19 protein-coding genes are annotated in these 20,684 nt (G+C 72.8%); 5 read left to right on the top strand and 14 right to left on the bottom strand.

The genetic code is table 11. The features are described 5' to 3' along the window. Positions 1-4: 4 nt before the first annotated feature. The 11 genes from ettA to BJY14_RS31315 all read right to left on the bottom strand — a co-directional run bounded on the left by ettA (position 5) and on the right by BJY14_RS31315 (position 13,751). The gene (gene ettA / locus BJY14_RS31365; protein ID WP_179846910.1) at positions 5-1,669 is read right to left on the bottom strand and encodes an energy-dependent translational throttle protein EttA; all 1,665 of its coding nucleotides are present in this window, start codon (positions 1,667-1,669) and stop codon (positions 5-7) included. 47 nt (positions 1,670-1,716) lie between these two features. Then, positions 1,717-3,006: a GGDEF domain-containing protein gene (locus tag BJY14_RS31360; RefSeq protein WP_179846909.1), complete on the bottom strand. Its 1,290-nt coding sequence runs from the start codon at positions 3,004-3,006 to the stop codon at positions 1,717-1,719. A 652-nt stretch (positions 3,007-3,658) separates the two neighbouring features. Further along, entirely contained in the window at positions 3,659-4,123 is a 465-nt protein-coding gene (locus BJY14_RS31355; protein WP_179846908.1) for a single-stranded DNA-binding protein, read from the bottom strand. Positions 4,124-4,207: 84 nt separating this feature from the next. Next, positions 4,208-5,923 carry a GTPase family protein gene (locus BJY14_RS31350; protein WP_246396183.1) on the bottom strand — a complete coding sequence of 572 codons (1,716 nt, stop codon included), beginning with the start codon at positions 5,921-5,923 and terminating at the stop codon, positions 4,208-4,210. Further along, the gene (locus tag BJY14_RS31345; RefSeq protein ID WP_312879485.1) at positions 5,920-7,905 is read right to left on the bottom strand and encodes a GTPase family protein; all 1,986 of its coding nucleotides are present in this window, start codon (positions 7,903-7,905) and stop codon (positions 5,920-5,922) included. Before BJY14_RS31345 ends, BJY14_RS31350 begins: the two co-directional genes overlap by 4 nt. Next, positions 7,902-9,140: a uroporphyrinogen-III C-methyltransferase gene (cobA, locus tag BJY14_RS31340; protein ID WP_179846907.1), complete on the bottom strand. Its 1,239-nt coding sequence runs from the start codon at positions 9,138-9,140 to the stop codon at positions 7,902-7,904. Before cobA ends, BJY14_RS31345 begins: the two co-directional genes overlap by 4 nt. 127 nt (positions 9,141-9,267) lie before the next feature. Next, positions 9,268-10,392: a nicotinate-nucleotide--dimethylbenzimidazole phosphoribosyltransferase gene (gene cobT / locus BJY14_RS31335; RefSeq protein ID WP_179846906.1), complete on the bottom strand. Its 1,125-nt coding sequence runs from the start codon at positions 10,390-10,392 to the stop codon at positions 9,268-9,270. Positions 10,393-10,409: 17 nt separating this feature from the next. Continuing rightward, complete coding sequence (cobC, locus tag BJY14_RS31330) at positions 10,410-11,435, bottom strand: Rv2231c family histidinol phosphate aminotransferase CobC (RefSeq protein WP_179846905.1); 1,026 nt, start codon at positions 11,433-11,435, stop codon at positions 10,410-10,412. Further along, the gene (locus BJY14_RS31325) at positions 11,432-12,028 is read right to left on the bottom strand and encodes a precorrin-8X methylmutase (RefSeq protein WP_179846904.1); all 597 of its coding nucleotides are present in this window, start codon (positions 12,026-12,028) and stop codon (positions 11,432-11,434) included. Before BJY14_RS31325 ends, cobC begins: the two co-directional genes overlap by 4 nt. Further along, complete coding sequence (gene cbiE / locus BJY14_RS31320; protein ID WP_179846903.1) at positions 12,025-13,269, bottom strand: precorrin-6y C5,15-methyltransferase (decarboxylating) subunit CbiE; 1,245 nt, start codon at positions 13,267-13,269, stop codon at positions 12,025-12,027. Before cbiE ends, BJY14_RS31325 begins: the two co-directional genes overlap by 4 nt. Before the next feature lie 2 nt (positions 13,270-13,271). Then, complete coding sequence (locus BJY14_RS31315; RefSeq protein ID WP_179846902.1) at positions 13,272-13,751, bottom strand: hypothetical protein; 480 nt, start codon at positions 13,749-13,751, stop codon at positions 13,272-13,274. Positions 13,752-13,883: 132 nt separating this feature from the next. Here BJY14_RS31315 and BJY14_RS31310 point away from each other — a divergent pair, with 132 nt between their 5' ends. Next, positions 13,884-14,483 carry a TetR/AcrR family transcriptional regulator gene (locus BJY14_RS31310; RefSeq protein ID WP_179846901.1) on the top strand — a complete coding sequence of 200 codons (600 nt, stop codon included), beginning with the start codon at positions 13,884-13,886 and terminating at the stop codon, positions 14,481-14,483. Between the two features lie 136 nt (positions 14,484-14,619). On the opposite strand, the gene BJY14_RS31305 is transcribed toward BJY14_RS31310, so the two are convergent. After that, complete coding sequence (locus tag BJY14_RS31305) at positions 14,620-15,132, bottom strand: ATP-binding protein (protein ID WP_179846900.1); 513 nt, start codon at positions 15,130-15,132, stop codon at positions 14,620-14,622. A gap of 203 nt (positions 15,133-15,335) precedes the next feature. Here BJY14_RS31305 and BJY14_RS31300 point away from each other — a divergent pair, with 203 nt between their 5' ends. The 4 genes from BJY14_RS31300 (at position 15,336) to BJY14_RS45800 (ending at position 19,445) form a co-directional block, all read left to right on the top strand. After that, the gene (locus tag BJY14_RS31300) at positions 15,336-16,181 is read left to right on the top strand and encodes a helix-turn-helix domain-containing protein (protein WP_179846899.1); all 846 of its coding nucleotides are present in this window, start codon (positions 15,336-15,338) and stop codon (positions 16,179-16,181) included. Then, entirely contained in the window at positions 16,178-16,378 is a 201-nt protein-coding gene (locus BJY14_RS31295; protein ID WP_179846898.1) for a DUF397 domain-containing protein, read from the top strand. The genes BJY14_RS31300 and BJY14_RS31295 overlap by 4 nt, the downstream gene beginning before the upstream one ends. A gap of 147 nt (positions 16,379-16,525) precedes the next feature. Further along, positions 16,526-17,545, top strand: a complete 1,020-nt coding sequence (locus BJY14_RS31290) for an LLM class F420-dependent oxidoreductase (RefSeq protein WP_179846897.1) — start codon at positions 16,526-16,528, stop codon at positions 17,543-17,545. Between the two features lie 97 nt (positions 17,546-17,642). Further along, entirely contained in the window at positions 17,643-19,445 is a 1,803-nt protein-coding gene (locus BJY14_RS45800; RefSeq protein WP_246396182.1) for an acetolactate synthase large subunit, read from the top strand. A 13-nt stretch (positions 19,446-19,458) separates the two neighbouring features. On the opposite strand, the gene BJY14_RS31275 is transcribed toward BJY14_RS45800, so the two are convergent. Further along, positions 19,459-20,259 carry a methyltransferase domain-containing protein gene (locus BJY14_RS31275; RefSeq protein ID WP_179846896.1) on the bottom strand — a complete coding sequence of 267 codons (801 nt, stop codon included), beginning with the start codon at positions 20,257-20,259 and terminating at the stop codon, positions 19,459-19,461. Positions 20,260-20,399: 140 nt separating this feature from the next. Continuing rightward, the gene (locus tag BJY14_RS31270) at positions 20,400-20,606 is read right to left on the bottom strand and encodes a hypothetical protein (protein ID WP_179846895.1); all 207 of its coding nucleotides are present in this window, start codon (positions 20,604-20,606) and stop codon (positions 20,400-20,402) included. Between the last annotated feature and the right edge of the window lie 78 nt (positions 20,607-20,684).

Here is a 20,684-nt window from a genome sequence, read left to right as displayed (position 1 = left end):
TGGGTCAGTCTCGCTTGAGCTTGCGGTGGGTGACCCGGTGCGGGCGGGCGGCGTCGGCGCCCAGCCGCTCGATCTTGTTCTTCTCGTAGTCGGCGAAGTTGCCCTCGAACCAGAACCAGTTCGAGCCTTCCTCCCACGCGAGGATGTGCGTGGCGATGCGGTCCAGGAACCACCGGTCGTGCGAGGTGATCACGGCGCACCCGGGGAACTCCAGGAGGGCGTTCTCCAGGCTGGACAGGGTCTCGGTGTCCAGGTCGTTGGTCGGCTCGTCCAGCAGCAGGACGTTGCCGCCCTGCTTGAGCGTCAGCGCCAGGTTGAGCCGGTTGCGCTCGCCGCCGGACAGCACGCCGGAGGGCTTCTGCTGGTCGGGGCCCTTGAACCCGAACGCCGCGACGTACGCGCGGGACGGCATCTCGACCTGGCCGACGTTGATGTGGTCCAGGCCGTCCGAGACGACCTCCCACACCGTCTTCTTCGGGTCGATGCCGCCGCGGCCCTGGTCGACGTAGGAGATCTTGACGGTCTCGCCGACCCGCAGATCGCCCGCGTCCGGCTGCTCATCCCCGATGATCATGCGGAAGAGCGTGGTCTTGCCGACGCCGTTCGGGCCGATGACGCCGACGATCCCGTTCGGGGGAAGGTTGAACGTCAGGTCGTCCATCAGGAGCCGGTCGCCGAACCCCTTGTTCAGCTTGTCAGCGACGATCACCGTGTTGCCCAGGCGCGGGCCCGGCGGGATCTGGATCTCCTCGAAGTCGAGCTTGCGGTACTTGTCGGCCTCGGCGGCCATCTCCTCGTACCGCTCAAGGCGGGCCTTGCTCTTGGTCTGGCGCGCCTTCGGGTTCGACCGGACCCACTCCAGCTCGTCCTGGAGGCGCTTCTTGCGCTTGGCGTCCTTGTTGCCCTCGACCTTGAGCCGCTCGGCCTTCTTCTCCAGGTAGACGGAGTAGTTGCCCTCGTAGGGGTAGCAGCGGCCCCGGTCGAGCTCCAGGATCCAGGTGGCCACGTTGTCGAGGAAGTACCGGTCGTGCGTGACGGCCAGGACGGTGCCCTCGTACTTGGCGAGGAACTGCTCCAGCCACTGGACGCTCTCCGCGTCGAGGTGGTTGGTGGGCTCGTCCAGGAGCAGCAGGTCGGGCGCCTCCAGCAGCAGCTTGCACAGCGCGACGCGCCGGCGCTCACCACCCGACAGCTTCGACACCTCGGCGTCGCCGGGCGGGCAGCGCAGCGCGTCCATCGCCTGGTCGAGCTGACTGTCGAGGTCCCAGGCGTTGCGATGGTCAAGCTCCCCCTGCAGCTTGCCCATCTCCTCCATCAGCGCGTCGGAGTAGTCCGTCGCCATCTGCTCGGCGATCTCGTTGAACCGGTCGAGCAGCGCCTTGGTCTCGGCGACGCCCTCCTGGACGTTCCCGAGGACGTCCTTTTCCTCGTTCAGCGGCGGCTCCTGCTGCAACATGCCCACGCTGAACCCGGGCATGAGGCGCGCGTCGCCGTTCGAAGGCTGTTCCAGACCGGCCATCATGCGCAGCAGCGTCGACTTACCGGTGCCGTTGGGCCCCAGGACGCCGATCTTCGCGCCCGGAAGGAAATGCAGGGTGACGTCGTCGAGGACGACCTTGTCGCCATGTGCCTTGCGCACACGCTGCATCGTGTAGATGTACTCGGCCATATCCTCAAGACTAGGGGGTACTGGAACCTGTTTTTCGCGTCGCCGCCTCAGTTGCCGGACGGCTTGGGCCCCTCCAGCGCGGGGAGGCACACCCGGTCGCGCCCCGAGGACTTCGCCCGGTAGAGCGCGAGGTCGGCCGCCGTCATGAGTTCCAGGAGGTCATGGCCGTGCGTGCGGAACAGCGAGACCCCCACCGAGACCGTGACCGTGACGGTGCCCTCCTCCGCGGGGACGGCGAGGCGGCGCACCCGGCCGCGGAGGCGTTCGGCGACGCGGCAGGCCTCCACGGTGTCGGCGCCCGGCAGCAGGACGACGAACTCCTCTCCCCCGAAGCGGCCCACCACGTCGTAGTCGCGCAGCTGGTGGCACAGGGTGCTGGCCACCCCCACCAGCACCTGGTCGCCGACCAGGTGGCCGTGGGTGTCGTTGACGCGCTTGAAGTGGTCGATGTCGATCAGGAGGAGGGCGACGGCGTCGTGGGTGCGCTGGGCCCGGGAGAGCTCGGTGTCGGCCTCGCGCTGCCACGCGGCGGCGTTCAGCAGCCCCGTCTTGGCGTCGGTGCGCGCGGCGGCCTGGAGCTGCTGGTGCATCAGGCTGCGCTGCAGGAGCATCACCGGCGGGAGCGCCAGCAGGAGCAGCCCCAGCGACAGGGCGCTCGTGATCGCCACCAGGATGCCGACGCAGAGTTCCACCGTGTCGAGCAGGAGGCTCTCGCGCGTCCACAGGACGTCCCGCCACCGGCTCTCGGGATCGGCAGCGTGCGCGGCGACCGCTACGATCGCCGCGTTCACCACCGTGAACAGCGCCGCGCAGCCGACGGCCGCCGGGATGCCCGGGTAGCTCTCGACGACCCACTGCGGCGCCCCCTGCAGCGGATCGGCCACCACCCGGTGGAACACCACCGACGCGCACGCCCCGGCGATCCCGAGCGCGGCCGCGACGACCGCCCGCCTGTAGATCAGCGTGCGGCGGACGCGGAACTGCAGCAGCGCCTGCATCGGCACCGGGATCAGCAGCGCGTACACCGGCGGAAGCAGCAGCGCGACCGGAAGCCACCAGGCCGACAGCAGGTCGCGCGCGACCCCCGCCGGCATGCCCAGCCTGCGCGTCGCCTCGATGCACACGGCCCCGCACGCCAGCAGGGACCCGAAGGTCATCAGATCGTCGGCGCGGAACGGGGTCTCCACCAGCCCCGCGACGATGAGGCACAGATGGACGGCGACGACCACCGGCACGTAGACCACGAGCAGGGACGGACGCCCAAGTCGCGCCCTGCGCCTCGGCCTGCGGACCAGCTCCCCACCACGCTCCTCGGCGGACGACTGCACTGCCGTCATCCTTCCCCCTTACGCACATCACGTTGTGTAACACGATAGTTGCAACGTGTGCGGAACGGGCGTGAAACAGGTACGTTCGGGAACGCACATGCGGGTGACCGTTCTGATCACCGTTATCCGGGCCCGCTGATCAGTGAGGCCCGACCATCCTGAGGGGGACCATCATGCGCGGCGTTTCCTGGATCTGACCAGCTGAAAGCCACCGACGACGCCGGGGCGCGCGCTCACCGCTCCCACGGCTCACACTCCCCCCACCAACACTTTCCGCCCCACCTCCGATCTCACCCACCAACCACCCCTGCCCACCCCACCCCCGCGACCAACCAATGGCCGCACCTGGCCGCCCACCTCCACAACGCACCCACCCCAGCCCCAGCCCGCAAACGCCGCAGGCCGCGTGACCGGGGTGAGCCCACGGCGACGCCATAGGTAGGTGGTGGAGCCCATGCGGCGAGACCTGCCGCCTACGCGCGGCCGCGCCATAAGCGGCCAGCCTCAGACAGATCTCATCGAGCGGCTCCGCAGCCGGGTGACCGGGGTGAGCCCATGGCGACGCCATGGAGCAGGTGAGCGCATGTGGCGGGGCACTGCCGTCTACGTGTGGCCGTGGCATGACCGGCCGGGCTCGGGCAGACCCCGTCGGGGGGCTCTGTCAGGCGGCTTTGGGCTCCTCTTCTTCTGTGGGGGTGGTCAGGGCCCATTCGTCGGCGGCGTCGCGGGCGAGTTGGCGGTCTTCGTCGGTGAGGGGGCCGCTGCGCTGGGCGGGGCGGTAGTCGACGGTGCCGCGGGTCAGGTCGGGGCCCAGGGTGGTGGCCTCGACCTCGGCCGAGAAGCGCCACTGGTCGTCGCGTTCGTACTGGCGGATGCGCAGGCGGCCGGTGACCAGGATCGGCGTGCCGCGCTGGAGGTCGGACGCGTTGACGTTGTCGGCCAGGCCGCGCCAGCAGTTCACCGTGACGTACAGGGAGTCGTCGTCCTGCCATTGGCCGGTCTGCCGGTCGAAGCGGCGGGGCGTGCAGCCCACCCGCAGCGACAGGAAGGGGTGGCCGTTGGCCGTCACGGCGTAGCGGGGCTCGGCCGCTACCCAGCCGGTGATGGTGACGTGCGCCTCGTTCATCGCGTCCTCCGTTGTCTCGCGTACGAGGACAACGGTGGCTCAGCGGCGGCGGGCGGGGCCGGAGGTCGCGGAACTGTGGATAACTCAGCCGCGGCCGAGGGCGACGTCGACGTCCCGGCGGAACCGGGCGTAGACCTCCAGGTCCTCCTCGATGGGGACGATCACCTTCTCGCGCGCGACGCGCTCGATGCCCTGGCGCATGTGGTGCTCCATCTTCTCGCCGTGTTTGGCGGACGACAGCGCGACCATGTTGCGGCACGCGGACGCGGTGAGCCAGCCCATTCCGAGCGTGCAGACGACCAGGACGGCGACGTACGGGATCAGGCCCGCCTGGCCGATGAGTCCGTCCGGGTCGTCGCCGCCGAGGTCGAGCAGGCCGTAGGCGACGAGGAAGCCGATCCACACGACGCTGAGGGCCGCGACCAGGACCAGGAAGTACTGCCAGGTCTTGACGAGCCACCACCAGCGCGGCACCACGTTGAACGTGGGCAGGGCGTCCTTGAGGGACTCGCCTAGGGCCTCCGGGATCTCGGCGGCGTGGGAGCGGGCCGCGGTGCGGACGGAGCGGCCCCAGTGCGGCGGGAGCTCGGCGGTGACGCCCTCGGCGACACTCTGGAGCGCGTTGTCGACGTCGCCCTGCTGGGCGCCGATCGGGCCGGTGAAGGCGTTGCGCAGCTCCTCGCGCAGCTCGGTGAGGCGCATCCGGCGCAGCGGGTCGGACCGCAGCCGGGTGACCATGGCGGTGACGGGCCAGCCGATGAAGTCGGCGGCGCGCAGCTCGTAGGCGCTCTCCATGGCCTCGGCGACGGCGGGCGCGCCCGCGGCGTCGGTGAGGGCCTGCAGGAGCTCGGCCTTGCGGCCGTCGTCGACGGTGACGGGAGGCTCGGCGTCGAGGCGGTAGCCGGTGAACCGCTCGGCGGCGCGGTCGACGTCGGCCGACAGCCGCTCGGTGCGGGCGCGGCGGGCGGCGACGGTGTCGACGAGGGTGTCGCGGAAGCCGTGCACGCCGTCCTCGGCGACCGCGGAGGTGGTGACGATCCGCGGGTCGGCGAGCCCCTCGGCCTCCAGCAGGCGGCGCAGGTCGGCGACGCAGTCGTCGATCTCGTGCGGGGCGAGCCGGTCGACCTGGTTGAGGACTATCAGGGTGACGCCGGCGTGCCGGGCGAACGGGACGATGTAGTTGCGGTGCAGGGCCGCGTCGGCGTACTTCTGCGGGTCGACGACCCAGACCAGCAGGTCGGCGATGGTGACGAACCGGTCGACCTCGGCGCGGTGCATCGCCTGGATGGAGTCGTGGTCGGGCAGATCGATCAGGACGAGGCCCTGGAGGGTGGCGTCGGCGCGCTCCAGGTCGAGGGCGCTGGCGCGGGCGTAGCGGTGGCGCTTGTCGACGTCGAGCCAGTCCAGGAGGGGGCCGGCGCCGTCCAGCCCCCAGACGCAGGCGTGGGCCTGCGACGTCATCGGGCGGCGCATCCCGGTCGGCGACAGTTCGAGCCCGCAGATCGCGTTGAACAGCGAGGACTTGCCGCTGCCCGTGCCTCCGGCCAGGGTGACCACGGTGTGGTCGCCCGACAGCCGCAGCCGCTGCCCGGCGCGCCGCAGCAGCGCGTCGGCGTCGTCGAGGACGGGCTTGTCGAGCCGTCCGAGGCCCGCCTGGACGAGCCGGTCGAGCCCGTCGAGCCGCTCGACCAGCCCGGGCGGGCCGGCGGGCTCGGCGGGGGCGCCCGGTACGGGCGCGGCGGGGAGCGGGGTCTCGCCGGTTCCCGCGGGGGAGTTCGCGGGGATGGCCGAGGTGGTCATCGGGCAACCTCGAGGTTGTAGGTGGCCTGGTACAGCTGGACGGGAACGGTCTCGTCGGGGATGCCGGCGGAGTCGAGCACCTGGCCGAAGCGGATGGCCTCCTCGTCGAACAGCATCCCGATGCGGCTGCGCAGGTCGGCGCGGGCCTTGGCGCCCATGCCGCGCAGGGACTCGGCGCCGAACAGGGCCTTCAGCAGCCGCTGCGGCACGGCGCTGTTGCCGCCCTCCACGGCCACGTCGGACGTCCCGTACCCGAGCAGGCCGATCATCAGGACGAGCGAGACCGCCTCGGTGTCGAACGAGACCAGCTTCGCGACCGAGCGCTTGGTGACGCCGTGGGTGCGGATCAGCTCCTGGACGTGGTCCTGCCAGGCGCTGACGGCCCGGGTGACGCGGCGCGACAGCTCCGGGGAGACGTGCCCGAGGCCGGCGTCGGCGCCGGCGAGGACCTGCTCGCCCGCCGGGTGCTCGCGCCAGCGGGCCATGGCCTGCTCGGCGCCGTGCTCGGCGGACGCCATGATCAGCGATTCCAGCCCGCTGCGCAGCGCCGCCTTGAGGGCGCGCACCCGGGCCGGGCTGCGGTGCCGGCGGTTCGCGGCGCGGCCGCGCCGGGACCGCTGGACGTGCAGGGCGCGCAGCAGGTCGCCGGTGCCGGCGAAGTCCTGCCAGCGGGCGAGCACCTCGCCGCGCAGCAGCGAGCCGTTGCGGGTCGCCTCGTCCAGTTCGGCGAGGGCGGTGCCGTATCCGGCCTCGACCTCCCTGGCGAGCTCGGTGCGCCGCTCGACCTGCGCCTCGACCTGGCGGGCGAGCTCGGGGACGCGGGTGCGGAAGCTGTCCAGGACGGCGGCGAGGGTGTCGCTGACGACGATCTCGCGGTCCTCGGCGTCCTCGGCGACGCCGGTCAGCCAGTCGCGGATGTCCTCGACGGTCTCCTCGGGGAGGCGGCTCTCCTCGATCCGGGTCTCGGGGATGGTGAAGCGGCGCGCGTCGCCGACCTCGTGCTCGTCGAGCATCTCGGCGAAGTGCTCGACGATCTCGCCGCCGCCGGCGCCCGCGCCCTGCGGGACGCGCGACAGCACGACGCCGATCGTGGCGCCGTTCTCCTTGGCGCGCTGGAGCATCTGCCAGACCTGGGCGTCGGCGTACCGGGCGGCGGTGGTGACGCACAGCCACAGGTCGGCGGCGGCCATCAGCTTGGTCGCGAACTCGTAGTGGTCCTCGAAGACCGAGTCGAAGTCGGGGCTGTCGAGCAGGGCGAGGCCGGGCGGCAGGACGTCGCTGGCGATGACGACCAGCTGGTCGCCCGCGATGGCGTCGGGCGCGGGGCCGCGGACCCGTCCCATGCCGGGCAGCATCGGCCCCTCCATGAACCACCGCACGTGGTCGGGGTGGCAGACGAGGATCGGGCTGCTGGTGGTGGGGCGCAGCACGCCGGTCGCGCTGACGCGGGCGCCGACGAGCGTGTTGACCAGGGTGGACTTGCCCGCGCCGGTGGAGCCGCCGAGCACCACGAGCATGGGGGCGCCGGAGGCCTGGACGCGCGGCAGGACGTAGTCGACGAGCTGGGCGCGCAGTTCGTCGCGGGCTTCGCGGGCCTGCTCGACGCCGGGGACGTCCAGCAGGAGGTCGAACGCGCCGAGCTGTTCGCGCAGCGCGGTCAGGGTGCGGACCAGCTCGCCCCGGTTGACCGTCGCGCCGGCCCTGGGGGCGCGCCGCCGCCCGCGCCTGGGCTTGGCCTCGGCCTTCTCGGCGTCCGTCGCCTCGCCCTCGGGTGCGGCGGCGTCGTCCTCGCCCGCGCCCTCCTTCGAGGTCTGCTTCTCGCGTGCCGTGTCGCGGCCTCCCGTGTCCTTCTCGGACGCGTCCTCGCCGCCCGTGGTCTCGCCGGACGCCGCGGCCTCGTCGGGGGCGGGCTCGCCGGCCCGGCCCGAGCCGGCGCCGGCCTCCTCGTCGTGGACCGTGCTCTGCTCTGCGGGGGGTGTCACGGATCCCGTCCCAAGTCCGCTCGAATCATGTCGATCTCTCGTGCCACGTTGACCACGTCGCCCACGACCACGATCGCCGGGGGCCGGACATCTGCGGCGGCCATCTCGTCGGCCACCGTGCCCAGCGTCGCCGTCAGCGCCCGCTGGCCGGGGAGGGTGCCGTCCTGCACCACGGCCACCGGCGTTCCGGACGACCGACCATAGCGCATGAGGGCCGCCGCGATGAGCCCCATCCGCTCCACCGCCATGAGCAGGACGATCGTGCCGTTCGCGCGGGCCAGCGCCTCCCAGTCGACGGTCGAGTCGGGGTGCCCGGGAGGGACGTGCGCGGAGACGACGTGGAACTCCTGCGCGACGCCCCGGTGGGTGACCGGGATGCCCGCGGCCGACGGCACGGCGACCGCGCTGGTGATGCCGGGGACGACCGTGACGGGGACGCCGTGGCGGGCGCAGTACAGGGCCTCCTCGCCGCCGCGCCCGAACACGAACGGGTCGCCGCCCTTGAGCCGGACGACGAAGCGGCCCTGCCGCGCGTGCTCGACCAGGTACTCGTTGATGCGGTCCTGGGTGACAGTCCGGCCGTAGGGGATCTTGGCGGCGTCGACGACCTCGACGTCGGCGGCCAGCTCGTCCAGCAGCCCGCCGGGGGCGAGCCGGTCGGTGACGACGACGTCGGCCATGGCGAGCAGCTGGCGGCCGCGCACGGTGATCAGGCCGGGGTCGCCCGGCCCGCCGCCGACGAGCGCGACGCCCGCGGGCTTGGTGCGGGAGTGCCGGGACTCCAGGGCACCGTCGCGCAGGCCCTCCACCACCGCGTCGCGGATGCCGGCGGCGCGGCGCGGGTCGCCGCCGAGCAGCACCCCGACGGTCGCGTCGCCCGCGTGCCCGCTGGCGGGCGTCCAGGCCGGGGACGACTCGGCGTCGTCGGCCCGGACGGACCAGATCCGCGCGGCGTCGGCCTCCGCCACCACGTCGCCGTTGACCTTGGCGTCGTCGGTGACGGCCTGCACCAGCCAGGCGCCCGCGCAGTCGCCGCGCCGGTAGCCCCGCCGGTGCCAGGTGATCCGGCCGCGCTCGGCGAGCCCCTCCAGGGTGGCGGTGACCGAGGGGGACACGAGGACCACCTCGGCGCCCGCGTCCAGCAGGGCGGGCACGCGGCGCTGGGCGACCCGCCCCCCGCCGACGACGAGGACGCGTCGCCCGCCGAGTCGCAGGCCTAGCAGGTACGGGGGCACGGTGGATCTCTCGGACGCGGGTGGCGGACAGTTTATTTGTGGAACAAAGGTACTCGGCTCGGGGAGTCCGTGGAGAGGGGCCTCGCCCGTTCGATAGCCGAGCGTGACTCATTCCGTGATCGCGTTGTTACGGCCGCCCGGCGTCCTTCTCGCTCACTCCGGCGGAGTCGAAGGTGGCGACCTCGTGCAGGACCCGGGCCGCGCTCTGGACCAGCGGCAACGCCAGCAGGGCACCGGTCCCCTCGCCGAGCCGCAGTTCGAGGTCGACCAGGGGCCGCAGGCGCAGGGACTCGACGGCGGCGCCGTGGCCGGGCTCGGCCGAGCGGTGCCCCGCGACGCACGCGCCGAGGGCGTCCGGGCACAGCGCGGCGGCCGCGAGGGCGGCGGCGCCGGCGATCACGCCGTCCAGGACGACGGGGACGCGCAGGGCGGCCGCGCCGAGGACGAACCCGGCGATCGCGGCGTGCTCCAGCCCGCCGACCGCCGCGAGGACCTCCATCGGCGCCCTGTCGTGCCCTTCGAGGAGCCCGTGCCGGTCGAGGGCGGCGCGCACCACCTCGACCTTGCGGGCGTGGGTGGCGTCGTCGATGCCGGTCCCCCGGCCGGTGACCCGCTCGGGCGGCAGGCCGGTGAAGGCGGCGATCAGCGCGGCGGACGCGGTGGTGTTGGCGATCCCCATGTCCCCGGTGAGCAGGCACCGGGCGCCCTGCCCGTTCGAGGGGGGACGGCCCCCCACGCCCCCCGGAGCGCCCTGCCCGTGGAGGTCGCGGGCGACCTCGATGCCCGTCTCGACGGCGCGCCGGACCTGCTCGGCGGTCATCGCGGGCCCGGCCGTCATGTCGGCGGTGCCCGGCGCGACCTTGCGGCGGAGCAGGCCGGGGGCCTCCTCCAGCTCGGCGGCGACGCCGATGTCGACGACCGTGACGTCCGCGCCGACCTGGGCGGCGAACGCGTTGATGACGGCGCCGCCGGCCAGGAAGTTGGCCACCATCTGGGCCGTGACCTCCTGCGGCCACGGGGTGACGCCCTGGGCGTGGACGCCGTGGTCGGCGGCGAACACGGCGACGGCGGCGGGTTCCGGTAGCGGCGGCGGGCACTGCCCGGCGAGCCCGGCGAGCCGGACCGACACCTCTTCCAGGACCCCGAGGGACCCGGGCGGCTTGGTGAGCCGGGCCTGGAGGTCGCGGGCGTCCCGCATGGCCGTCTCGTCCAGGGGGGCGATGGAGGCGACGGTCTCCTCGATGAGGTTCATGGTGTCCTTTCGGGGGGTCAGATGCCCAGCTCGCCGAGCACGTCCAGCAGGCGGTCGTTGGACGGACGGTCGCGCACGGCGATCCGCAGCCAGTCGGGGCCGAGCCCTGGGAAGGTGTCTCCGCGCCTGACGGCGTAGCCGCGCTGCCTCAGCAGGGCCCTGATACCCAGGGCGTCCGGCACGGACAGGCACAGGAACGACGCGCGCGCCCCGGGCACGACGTACAGGCCCCTGGCCGACAGCTCCGCGGCCAGCCGATCGCGTTCGGCGGCGAGCTCGACGGCCCACGCTTCGCCTTCGGCGACGGCCTCGGGGGTGGAGCAGGCCTCGACCGCGGCGAGCGCGGGCGTGGACACCGCCCACAGCGGCTGCGCCTCCGCCAGGCGCCCGATCAGCTGCGGGTCGGCCAGGACGTATCCGGCGCGCAGCCCCGCGAGCCCCCACGTCTTGGTCAGGGAGCGGATGACGACCACTCCCGGGGGCAGCCGGGCGGCGAGGCTCTCCGGCTCGCCCGGGACGCAGTCCATGAACGCCTCGTCGACCACGACCGTCCGCCCGGGCGCGGCGAGCGCGGCGATCGCCTCGGCCGGGTGCAGGACCGAGGTCGGGTTGGTCGGATTGCCGATCACGACGAGGTCGGCGCCGTCCGGGACGGCGCCGGGGTCGAGGGTGAAGTCCTTGTCGAGGATCAGCCGCTCCACCTCGTGCCCGGCGGCACGCAGCGCCGCCTCCGGCTCGGTGAACTGGGGGTGCACCACCACGGCCCGGCGCGGGGTGAGCACGCGCGCGAGCAGCACGAACGCCTCCGCCGCCCCGGCGGTGAGGAGCACCTCCCCGGCGGTCCTGCCGTGCCGCGCGGCGACCGCCCTGCGGGCGGGGCGGGGGTCGGGGTAGGCGGCGAGGCCGTCGACGGACGCGCGGATCCGGTCGGCCAGCCACGCGGGGGGCGTGCCGGTGCGGACGTTGACGGCGAAGTCGGCGAGGCCGTCGCCGACCTCGGTGTCGCCGTGGTGGCGCAGGTCGACCTCGGCGGGCCCGGTCACGGCCGTTCCGCCTCGTAGTAGAGCAGCGCGTTGGCGGCCGCGGCGGCGACCGCCGACCCGCCCTTCTCCGAGACGTTGCTGAGCTGCGGCAGCCCGCTGGCGCGCAGGGCCTCCTTGGCCTCGCAGGCGCCGACGAAGCCCACCGGCATCCCGATCACCAGGGCGGGGCTGACCCGCCGGGCGACGATCTCGAAGATCGCCTCGGGTGCGGAGCCGACCACCCAGACCGCGCCCGGCCCCACCTCCGAGTACGACAGCCGGACGGCCGCGGCCGACCGGGTGATGCCCGCGGCGCGCGCCATCCGGGCGGCGGCCGGGTCGGCGGCGTGGCAGACCGCCTCGCGGGCGCTGATCCCGGCGGCGGCCATGCCCTCGTCGGTGACGATCGGCGCACCGGCGCGCAGCGCGGCCCAGCCCTGGGCGAGCGACTCCTCGGTGGTCACCAGGTCCACCGCGTACTCCAGGTCGGCGGTGGCGTGGATCACCCGCTCGGCCACCGCCCGCCACAGCGGCGGCATCGGGGACAGGTCCACGCGGGACCGGAGGACCTCATACGAGCGCACCTCGATCGGGTGGGGCCGGCGGACGGTCAACTGCGCTCCTCCACAACTCCGGGCAACGCGGGGATGGTCTCGACGGGGCGGCTCGTCCGGGGCGGCCGCCCCGGGGTGCGGGCGCCGCGTTCGCCCCAGACGACGATCACGGGCTCGGCGACCTCGTCCCGCGGGGTCAGCGGGGCGGCCTGGAGCCGGACGGCGTCGGCGGCGAAGCCGTGCCCGTCCAGTTCGTCCAGTATGGCCTGTGCCTCGGCGGCCGTGGCGAGGACGACGATCCGGGACGGCCGGAGCGCCGCGCAGACCTGGACGGCCTCCGGCCCGCCGCGGCCGAGGAAGACGGCGTCGGGCTCGGGGAGGTGCTCGGCGCTGGACCGGACGTCGCCGGACGCCATCGCGACCTTGACGCCGTGCAGGCGGACGTTCTCCCGGACCCGCGCGCAGGCGGAATGGTCGCGGTCGACGGCCACGACGGCCGCGCCGAAGCGGGCGCACTCGATGCCGATCGAGCCGTCGCCGGACTCCACGTCCCACACCATGTCGCCGACCCTGGGGCCGAGCTTGGCCAGGACGAAGGCGCGCACCTCAGGGCGCGGGCCGGGTCCGTCGCCGAAGGCCTCCGCCGGGAGCGCCCATCCCGCGGGGCCGGGCACGGGCCCGGAGACCCAGCTCGCTTCTCCCAGCGCGTGGCGGTTGTCAAGGACGAGAACGACTTCGGGGTCGTTCCAGGGGCGCGTGGTCGCCTCCGCCGGGCGGACGTAGACGATCCGCTCTCTGGGGCCGCCCAGGTCTTCGCAGACCACGAAGGAGCGCGGCGTCACGGGGAACAGCGCGCGCGCCAGCTCGGACGGTCCCGCGCCCGGCTCGGTCAGGACGGCCACCTTCGGGTGGGCGCGGCACGCGTTGACGGCCTGCCTCAGGTGCCCGCCCTTGGCGGAGACGACGAGAGCGTCGTCCCAGGGCAGGCCTGCCTGGGAGAAAGCACGCGCCACCAGGGGCGTCGCGGGAAACGTCTCTGGCGCGTGGCCTTTTTCGAGCAGTTCGCGGACGACGCCGAAGTAACCGGGGTCGCCGTCCACGACGAGTACGACGTCCTCTTTGGTGACGTCGACGCCTTCCAGCGCCTCGACGAATTCCGTGGTGGCGACCGTGCGGGCGCCCGATGCCAGGGACAGCCCGTCCAGATGGCCCGGGGCGCCTATGACCAGCGTGGCACTCTGCAGAGCCGCCTCGGCCCCCTCCGAAAGGGGCGCCCCGTCGCGGCCGACTACCGTCAGCATCGCTATCGGGCCATCCGCCCGTACATGCCGACCATGCGCTCTCCCGTCGCGTCCAGGAGCACCACCTGGGCGGCGACCGGGCTGGCCGCCGACCCCTCCGCCTCGGCGGCGAGGCGTTCGAGGCCCCCGGCCGTCCTGCGGCACAGCTCCCGGCCGCACGGGCCGAGCCTGCCCGCGGCGTCCCACAGCTCGTAGACGTCCTGGCCGGACGTGGCCTCGGCCACCCGTCCGGCCAGGGCGGGCCCGCAGTCCATGTCCAGCGTGATCGACTCCAGCAGGCCGGCGGCGCCGCCGAGGAAGGCGGCCTGCTCGTCCAGGCGGGCGACCATGACGACCTGGGCGAGCCCGGCCTCGACCGCCTCCCGCACCCGCTCCGCCGCGATCGGGACGAAGCACGCGTCCGGCAGCTTCGGCAGCATCCGGCGCGCGGCGTCCCGCGCGCCGTCTCCGTACATCACGAGCGTCTTCTCCGCAGCGGTCACCTGTGCCGTCCCTCCTGGTCGTCGGCGACGAGCCTCCCGGAGGCGCCGTCGGCGCGGCGCCATGGCACGCCGACGAGCGGCGGATCGGTCGCGGCCGTACGGCGCCGGCCGCCCACAGAATAGGCTGTCGCGGTGAGCTACCAGCGCCTGTCCCCGGACGAGCGGCGCGCCCAGATCCTGGACGTCGCGCGGCGGATGTTCACCGAGCTGCCGTACGCCGAGGTGTCCACGGCCGCGATCGCGCGGGAGACCGGCGTGCAGCGCGGCCTGATCCACTACTACTTCGGGACGAAGCGGGAGCTGTTCCTCAAGGTCGTCCAGGGGCTGACCGCCACGGCCGCGATGCAGGCCCCGCCACCGGACGAGGGGCTGGCGCTGCCCGAGGCGGTCGAGCTGCTCGTCAACCTGTTCCTCGACACCGCCGAGCGCAACGCGACCACGTGGTTCGCCGCGCTCGACGCCGAGGGGTTCGGGCAGGACCCCGAACTCCTGCGCATCGTCAACCGGTTCCGGGACGAGACGGTCGAGCACATGCTGGCCGTGCTGGGCGTGGCCGAGCCCACCGAGACGCTGCGGGCCGTGCTGCGCGCCTACTCCGGGCTCGCGGACGCTGCGACGCGCCAGTGGCTCCAGGAGAAGACCCTCGACCGCGACCAGGTGCGCACGCTGCTCACCCGGTCGCTGCTCGCGCTGGTCAGCGACATCGGCCCCGCCCTGGAGAAGCCCCGGTAGACCCGGCCACGGGCAGGCGCGGGTCAGGACCCATCTCGAAGTGGCCTCGGCCACGCGCGCGAAGGCGTGACCTGCCCGGTGCCGCAAATCCGAGGGGGAGCGACACCGGGCAGACCGCGAAGCGATGCCGCGTTCGCTAGTCGGAAGGCGTCTCGATGGTTCCGGGTACGGCGAACCAGACGGCCTTGCCCCGGACGGGCGGCCCGAGGCGGGAGAGGGTCCGCCGCAGGCCCCAGCGTCCGTGGGACAGTTCGTGGACGATGCTGAGCCCTCGCCCGCAGTCGCCGGACGTCCAGGAGTACACGGGCAGTCCGGCTCCCGCGTAGGTGTCGAAGACGGCGCACCGTACTTCGCCCGCCGTCCCGTCTCCCATGTAGAGCCACAGTTCGTGGGGGCCGTGCTCTCCGGCGTGCTGGTGGGCGTTGGTGGCCAGTTCGCTCACCATGAGACGGGCGTCGGCCGCCCCGTCCGGCGGCACCCCGAGGGAGGCGAGGGCGCCGCAGAGGACGCGGCGGGCGTACCCGGCGCCTCCGGGGCCGCCCGGCAGGGCCCACACCCAGCCGGGCACGCCGTCGCCCCGGGCTGGATCACCGCCCGCCAGGGCGTCGGCCATGGTCTCCGCCGTCAGATCAGCTGGCGTGGTCTTCACGGTTCCTCCCGCGTGACTGGTGCGAGTGCGAAGGGCGGGCGGGCGCGATCGATCGTCACTGTCGGTTTACGACCGATCACGGATCCAAGAGTCTCGTGAGATTCTCACAATCGCAACACCCTTCATGGAATTGCTCTGACCTTCCTGCCGGGTTCGTCAATCGCGTTGTGACGGGCGGCGGGAGTGATAAAGACTCCACTCCCATGACCTACCGCCCCACCGTCCGTGGCCGCCGCCTCGCCAGGGAGCTCCGCAAGCTGCGCGATGAGCAGGGCCTGACGCTGCAGGAGGTGGCGGACCGGCTCGACTGGTCGAGAGCCACCGTCTCCCGCCTGGAAACCAGCCAGACCCGCCCCAAGCCCGGCGACATCGCCGACATCCTCGACCTGTACGGCGTGCCGAGCCCGGACCGCGACGCGCTCATCACCCTGGCCCGGCAGGCCGGTCAGCGCGGCTGGTGGACCGCCTACCAGGACGTCTTCGCGGGCAGCTACGTCGCACTGGAGGACGAGGCCTCGCACATCCGCACCTGGGACCCGCAGCTCGTGCACGGACTGCTGCAGACCGAGGACTACTCCCGCGCGGTGATCACGGCGGGCCGGCTGCTGCCCTCGGACGAGGAGATCGAGCGCCGCATCTCCGCCCGCAAGATCCGGCAGGCGCTGCTGGACCGCGCCGACGCGCCGCGCCTCCAGGTGATCTTCGACGAGGCGGTGCTGCACCGGCCGATCGGCGGCGAGGAGGTGATGCGGGCCCAGCTGGACGCCCTCGTCACCGCCGGAGAGACCCGCCCATCCGTGACGATCCAGGTACTCCCCTACACAGCAGCGGCGCATGCGGGCTTGGATGGACGTTTCACCATATTGTCGTATCCAGACCCCGCAGACCCCGATATCGCCTACGTCGAGGGCACTATGGGCGACGTTTACCTTGAGAGCGCCGAGGAAATAGCAAAACATAGGGACCGCTTCGAACGGATCGTGAAGCGGGCCTTGTCCCCCGAGGAGTCCGCGCACCTCATAGCCAAGGCAGCAAGGAGCAGCCTGTGACCCACCTCCAGCGCGAACTCACCCTGGCCGTCTGGCGCAAGTCGTCCCGCAGCGGAAGCGGAGACCAGTGCGTCGAGATGGCCGCCCTGTCCAGTGACCTGCGCGCGGTGCGCGATTCCAAGGACCCGTCCGGGCCGGCCCTGGTGCTGACGCCGGCCGCCTGGCGGGATCTGCTGGGCGGGATCAAGGAGAGCTAGCGACCGGTGGCGGGGCCGCGGCGAGGTTCGCCGCGGCCCCGCGCCGTGCCCGGGCGCGACCGCGCCCCACCCTCGGAGCGAGTCCCCTTCCGCGAAAATAGAACGTGTTCTAGTATCGCCGGTGCGTCGACTACCGGAGGGTGCAACGTGACCGCGGAACTCAAGCTCGGCATCAACGTCGGCTACTGGCAGCGCGACCCCGAGGACCAGACCGAGACGGTCCTGGCCGCCGAGCGCTGCGGCTACGACTCGGTGTTCACCGCCGAGGCGTACGGCTCGGACGCGTTCACCACGCTGGCCTGGTACGGCGCCCGCACGTCCCGGATCAAGCTGGGCACGGCCGTCGTCCAGATGTCGGCGCGGACCCCGGCGGCCACCGCCATGCACGCGCTCACCCTGGACGCCCTGTCGGGCGGGCGCGTGATCCTCGGGCTCGGCGCGTCCGGCCCGCAGGTCGTGGAGGGCTGGTACGGGCAGCCGTTCCCGAAGCCGCTCGCCCGCACCCGCGAGTACCTCGACATCGTCCGGCAGGTGTGGCGCCGCGACGCCCCCGTCACCAGCGAGGGCCCGCACTACCCGCTGCCCTACCCGGGCGGGTCGGGCCTCGGCAAGCCGCTGAAGTCGATCGCCCACCCCCTGCGCCCGCGGATCCCGGTCTACCTGGGCGCGGAGGGGCCGAAGAACGTCGCGCTGTCCGCCGAGGTCGCGCAGGGCTGGCTGCCGCTGTTCGTCGACCCCGAGCAGATCGAGCCCGTCTTCGGCGGCTCGCTGGCCGGACGCCCCGAGGGCTTCGAGATCGCCGCGACCGTCACCACGATCGTCACCGACGACCTGGCCGCCGCGCTGGAGTTCGCCAAGATCCCGCTGGCCTTCTACATCGGCGGGATGGGCGCCAAGGACCGCAACTTCCACCTCGACCTGATCGGCCGGCTCGGCTACGCGGAGGAGGCGGGACGCGTCCAGGAGCTGTTCCTCGACGGCCGCCGGGACGAGGCGATCAAGGCCGTGCCGGACGGGCTGGCCGACGCGATCTCCCTCCTGGGCCCGCTCGGGCGGATCAGGGAAAGGCTGGCGCTGTGGCGGGACAGCCCGGTGACCACCCTGCTCATCGCCGGGGTGAAGGACGAGCCGACGCTGCGCGCCATCAAGGAGATGGCCGACTCCTGAGAGATCGAGAACACATCATCGCGCGGAATGGAGGTAGGGACCCGGGTGCTGCACCGGAAGCACCCAGGACAGACGCAGACTGGAGATGGGACACACGATGTCCACGCAGGACGCCGCCCGGCTTCTCGTCAGGACCCTTGAGGCGGAAGGCGTCGAGTACGTCTTCGGCATCCCGGGCGAGGAGAACATCCATTTCGTCGACGCGCTGAACGACTCGCCGATCCGCTACATCCTCGTCCGGCACGAGCAGGGCGCCGCGTTCATGGCGGAGATCTACGGCCGGCTCACCGGGAAGGCGGGCGTGGCCTCCGCCACGCTCGGCCCCGGCGCGATCAACCTCCAGCTCGGTGTCGCGGACGCCACCACCAACAGCACGCCCGTCGTCGCGATCTCCGCCCAGGTCGGCCTGGACCGGATCTACAAGGAGTCGCACCAGATCGTCGACCTGGTGTCCCTGTTCCGCCCGATCACCAAGTGGTCGGAGCTGGCGCCGCGCGCGGAGGCGCTGCCCGAGATGGTCCGCAAGGCGTTCAAGACGGCGCAGACCGAACGCCCCGGCGCCGTCTACCTGGCGATCCCGGAGGACGTCGAGTCGGCCGAGGTCCCCGCCTCCCTCGGGCCGCTGCCGGTGAACGTCGTGCGCGCGCAGGAGCCCTCCGCGGCCCAGATCGCCCGCGCCGCCGACGTGATCGCCCTCGCGCGGCGGCCGGTCGTCCTGGCCGGCCACGGCGCCACCCGGGCCCGCGCGAGCGACGCCCTGGTGTACTTCTCCGAGCGCCTCGGCCTGCCGGTCGCCACCACCTTCAACGGCAAGGGCGTCTTCCCCGACGACCACCGCAACGCCCTCGGCGCGGTCGGCTTCATGCGCCACGACTACGTCAACTTCGGCTTCGACGAGGCGGACGTGCTGATCGCCGTCGGCTACGAGCTCCAGGAGTTCGACCCCGTCAAGATCAACCCGAACGCGGACAAGAAGATCATCCACATCCACCAGTCGCCCGCCGAGGTCGACGACCACTACCCGGTCGAGGTCGGCATCCAGGGCGACGTCTCGCGCTCGCTGCGTGCCCTCGCCGACTCCGTCCACCGCCGCTTCGACGTGAACCCTCCAGCCCCCGCCCACCACCAACCAACGGACGAGCTCCGCTCGACAGACCGTCCTCCAGCCCCCGCCCACCACCATCCAACGGACGAGCTCCGCTCGACAGACCGTCCTCCAGCCCCCGCCCACCACCATCCAACGGACGAGCTCCGCTCGACGGGTCAGAGGATCCGGCGGATGCTCCAGGAGGAGCTGGCCGAGGGCGCGACCGAGGACGGCCACCCGCTCTCCCCCCGCCGCATCGTCGCCGACGTCCGCGCCGCCATGGGCCGCAGCGACATCGTCCTGGCCGACACCGGCGCGGTGAAGATGTGGATGGCGCGCATGTACCCGACCTACGAGCCGAACACGCTGCTCGTCTCCAACGGCCTGTCGTCGATGGGCTTCTCCGTTCCCGGCGCGATCGCCGCCAAGCTCGCGCACCCGGACCGCAGGGTGCTGGCCGCGACCGGGGACGGCGCGTTCCTGATGAACAGCCAGGAGCTGGAGACGGCCGTCCGCGAGAACATCCCCATCACCGTGCTGATCTGGGACGACTCCGCGTATGGGCTGATCGAGTGGAAGATGGACCTCGACCTCGGGCGCAGCTCCAACATCAGGTTCGGCAACCCCGACTTCGTCCGGTACGCCGAGAGCTTCGGCGCCCGCGGCTACCGCGTCGAGTCGGCCGCCGAGCTGCTGCCCACCCTCCGCAAGGCCCTCGCCGAGGACGCGGTCTCCGTCATCACCGTCCCGGTCGACTACTCCCACAACCTGCAGCTGACCGACAAGCTCGGCGACCTCACCGGCCCCTTCTGACGGCCCCGGGCGGTCAGGCGCGGCAGATGATCTCGCCGTGGGTGACGGAGTACCAGCCGTCCTCGGCGGCGGCCCACGCCTTCCAGCCCTCGTAGACGCGCTGGAGTTCGGCGCGGGTGGCGTGGCCGCCGGCGACGGCGTGGTCGGCGACCGACGACCTGATCAGGCGGCCGCCCCACGACTCGCTCCACCACTCGCGCTCCTGCGGGGTGGCGTAGCACCAGGCGGAGGCGGACGCGGTGACGTCGGTGAACCCGGCGGCGCGCGCCCAGGAGACCAGGCGGCGGCCGGCGTCGGGCTCGCCGCCGTTGCCGCGCGCGACCTTGTAGTAGATCGGCAGCCAGGCGTCCATGCCGGGCGGGTCCGGGTACCAGGCCATCGTGCCGAAGTCGGCCTCGCGCACGGCGACGATCCCTCCGGGCCGGGCCACGCGGCGCATCTCCCGCAGCGCCTGGACGGGGTCGCCGACGTGCTGCAGGACCTGGTGGGCGTGGACGACGTCGAACGTGCCGTCGGGATGGTCGAGGGCGTGGACGTCGGCGACCGCGAACTCGACGTTGTCCAGCGAGGCGGTGTTCCGGCGGGCCTCGTCCAGGACGGCCTCGGCGGAGTCGGCGGCGACGACGCGGCCCGGCGCGACGCGTTCGGCGATCCCGGCGGTGATGGTCCCCGGCCCGCAGCCGACGTCCAGCACCGACAGGCCGGGCCGCAGGTGCCCGACCAGGTGGGCGGCGGAGTTCTCGACCGTGCGCCACTGGTGCGAGCTGAGGACGCTCTCGTGGTGGCCGTGGGTGTAGGTCGCCTTCGCGGTCATGGGGATCACCTCTCTGTGTCCGGTGCCCTCACCGTACGACGGCTTCTCAGATTTTGAGAAGTGTGTATCAATATGTGAGACATAGAGGCATGAGAAAAGGGATCGAGGCACCGGCCTCGATCCCTTTCCGGTGGTTCGTGTCAGGCCGCCACGGCGATGCGGCGGGCGGGCAGGGGCTGCACACGCACCGGCAGGGCCTCGACCGCCGCAAGCGGGGGCGCGGTCTCGGCGTAGGCGTTCAGCGTCGCATGGGAGAGCTCGGTGAGCCACGGCTCCACGACGGTCCGCTCGGCGGGCCCGTACAGCCGCGGGTGGGTGAGATGGAACGTGCCGGTCGCTGCGCTCACTGCCAACGCCCCTTCCTTCGCCCGGTGGGGCCGCGCCTGTGCGAGCGCCACCGTCTGTCACATACCCCTAGGTACGTC

Origin of the sequence: Actinomadura luteofluorescens (assembly GCF_013409365.1) — a bacterium.
GTDB classification, from domain to species: domain Bacteria; phylum Actinomycetota; class Actinomycetes; order Streptosporangiales; family Streptosporangiaceae; genus Spirillospora; species Spirillospora luteofluorescens.
This window is presented reverse-complemented; position numbering and strand designations above follow the sequence as displayed.

Excerpts from the sequence above, each read along its gene's own strand:
- BJY14_RS31300 (WP_179846899.1), top strand. The coding sequence starts at position 15,336 with ATGACCTACCGCCCCACCGTCCGTGGCCGCCGCCTCGCCAGGGAGCTC.
- cbiE (WP_179846903.1), bottom strand. The coding sequence starts at position 13,269 with ATGCTGACGGTAGTCGGCCGCGACGGGGCGCCCCTTTCGGAGGGGGCC.
- cobT (WP_179846906.1), bottom strand. The coding sequence starts at position 10,392 with ATGAACCTCATCGAGGAGACCGTCGCCTCCATCGCCCCCCTGGACGAG.
- BJY14_RS45800 (WP_246396182.1), top strand. The coding sequence starts at position 17,643 with ATGTCCACGCAGGACGCCGCCCGGCTTCTCGTCAGGACCCTTGAGGCG.
- ettA (WP_179846910.1), bottom strand. The coding sequence starts at position 1,669 with ATGGCCGAGTACATCTACACGATGCAGCGTGTGCGCAAGGCACATGGC.
- BJY14_RS31350 (WP_246396183.1), bottom strand. The coding sequence starts at position 5,923 with ATGACCACCTCGGCCATCCCCGCGAACTCCCCCGCGGGAACCGGCGAG.
- BJY14_RS31360 (WP_179846909.1), bottom strand. The coding sequence starts at position 3,006 with ATGACGGCAGTGCAGTCGTCCGCCGAGGAGCGTGGTGGGGAGCTGGTC.
- BJY14_RS31355 (WP_179846908.1), bottom strand. The coding sequence starts at position 4,123 with ATGAACGAGGCGCACGTCACCATCACCGGCTGGGTAGCGGCCGAGCCC.
- BJY14_RS31275 (WP_179846896.1), bottom strand. The coding sequence starts at position 20,259 with ATGACCGCGAAGGCGACCTACACCCACGGCCACCACGAGAGCGTCCTC.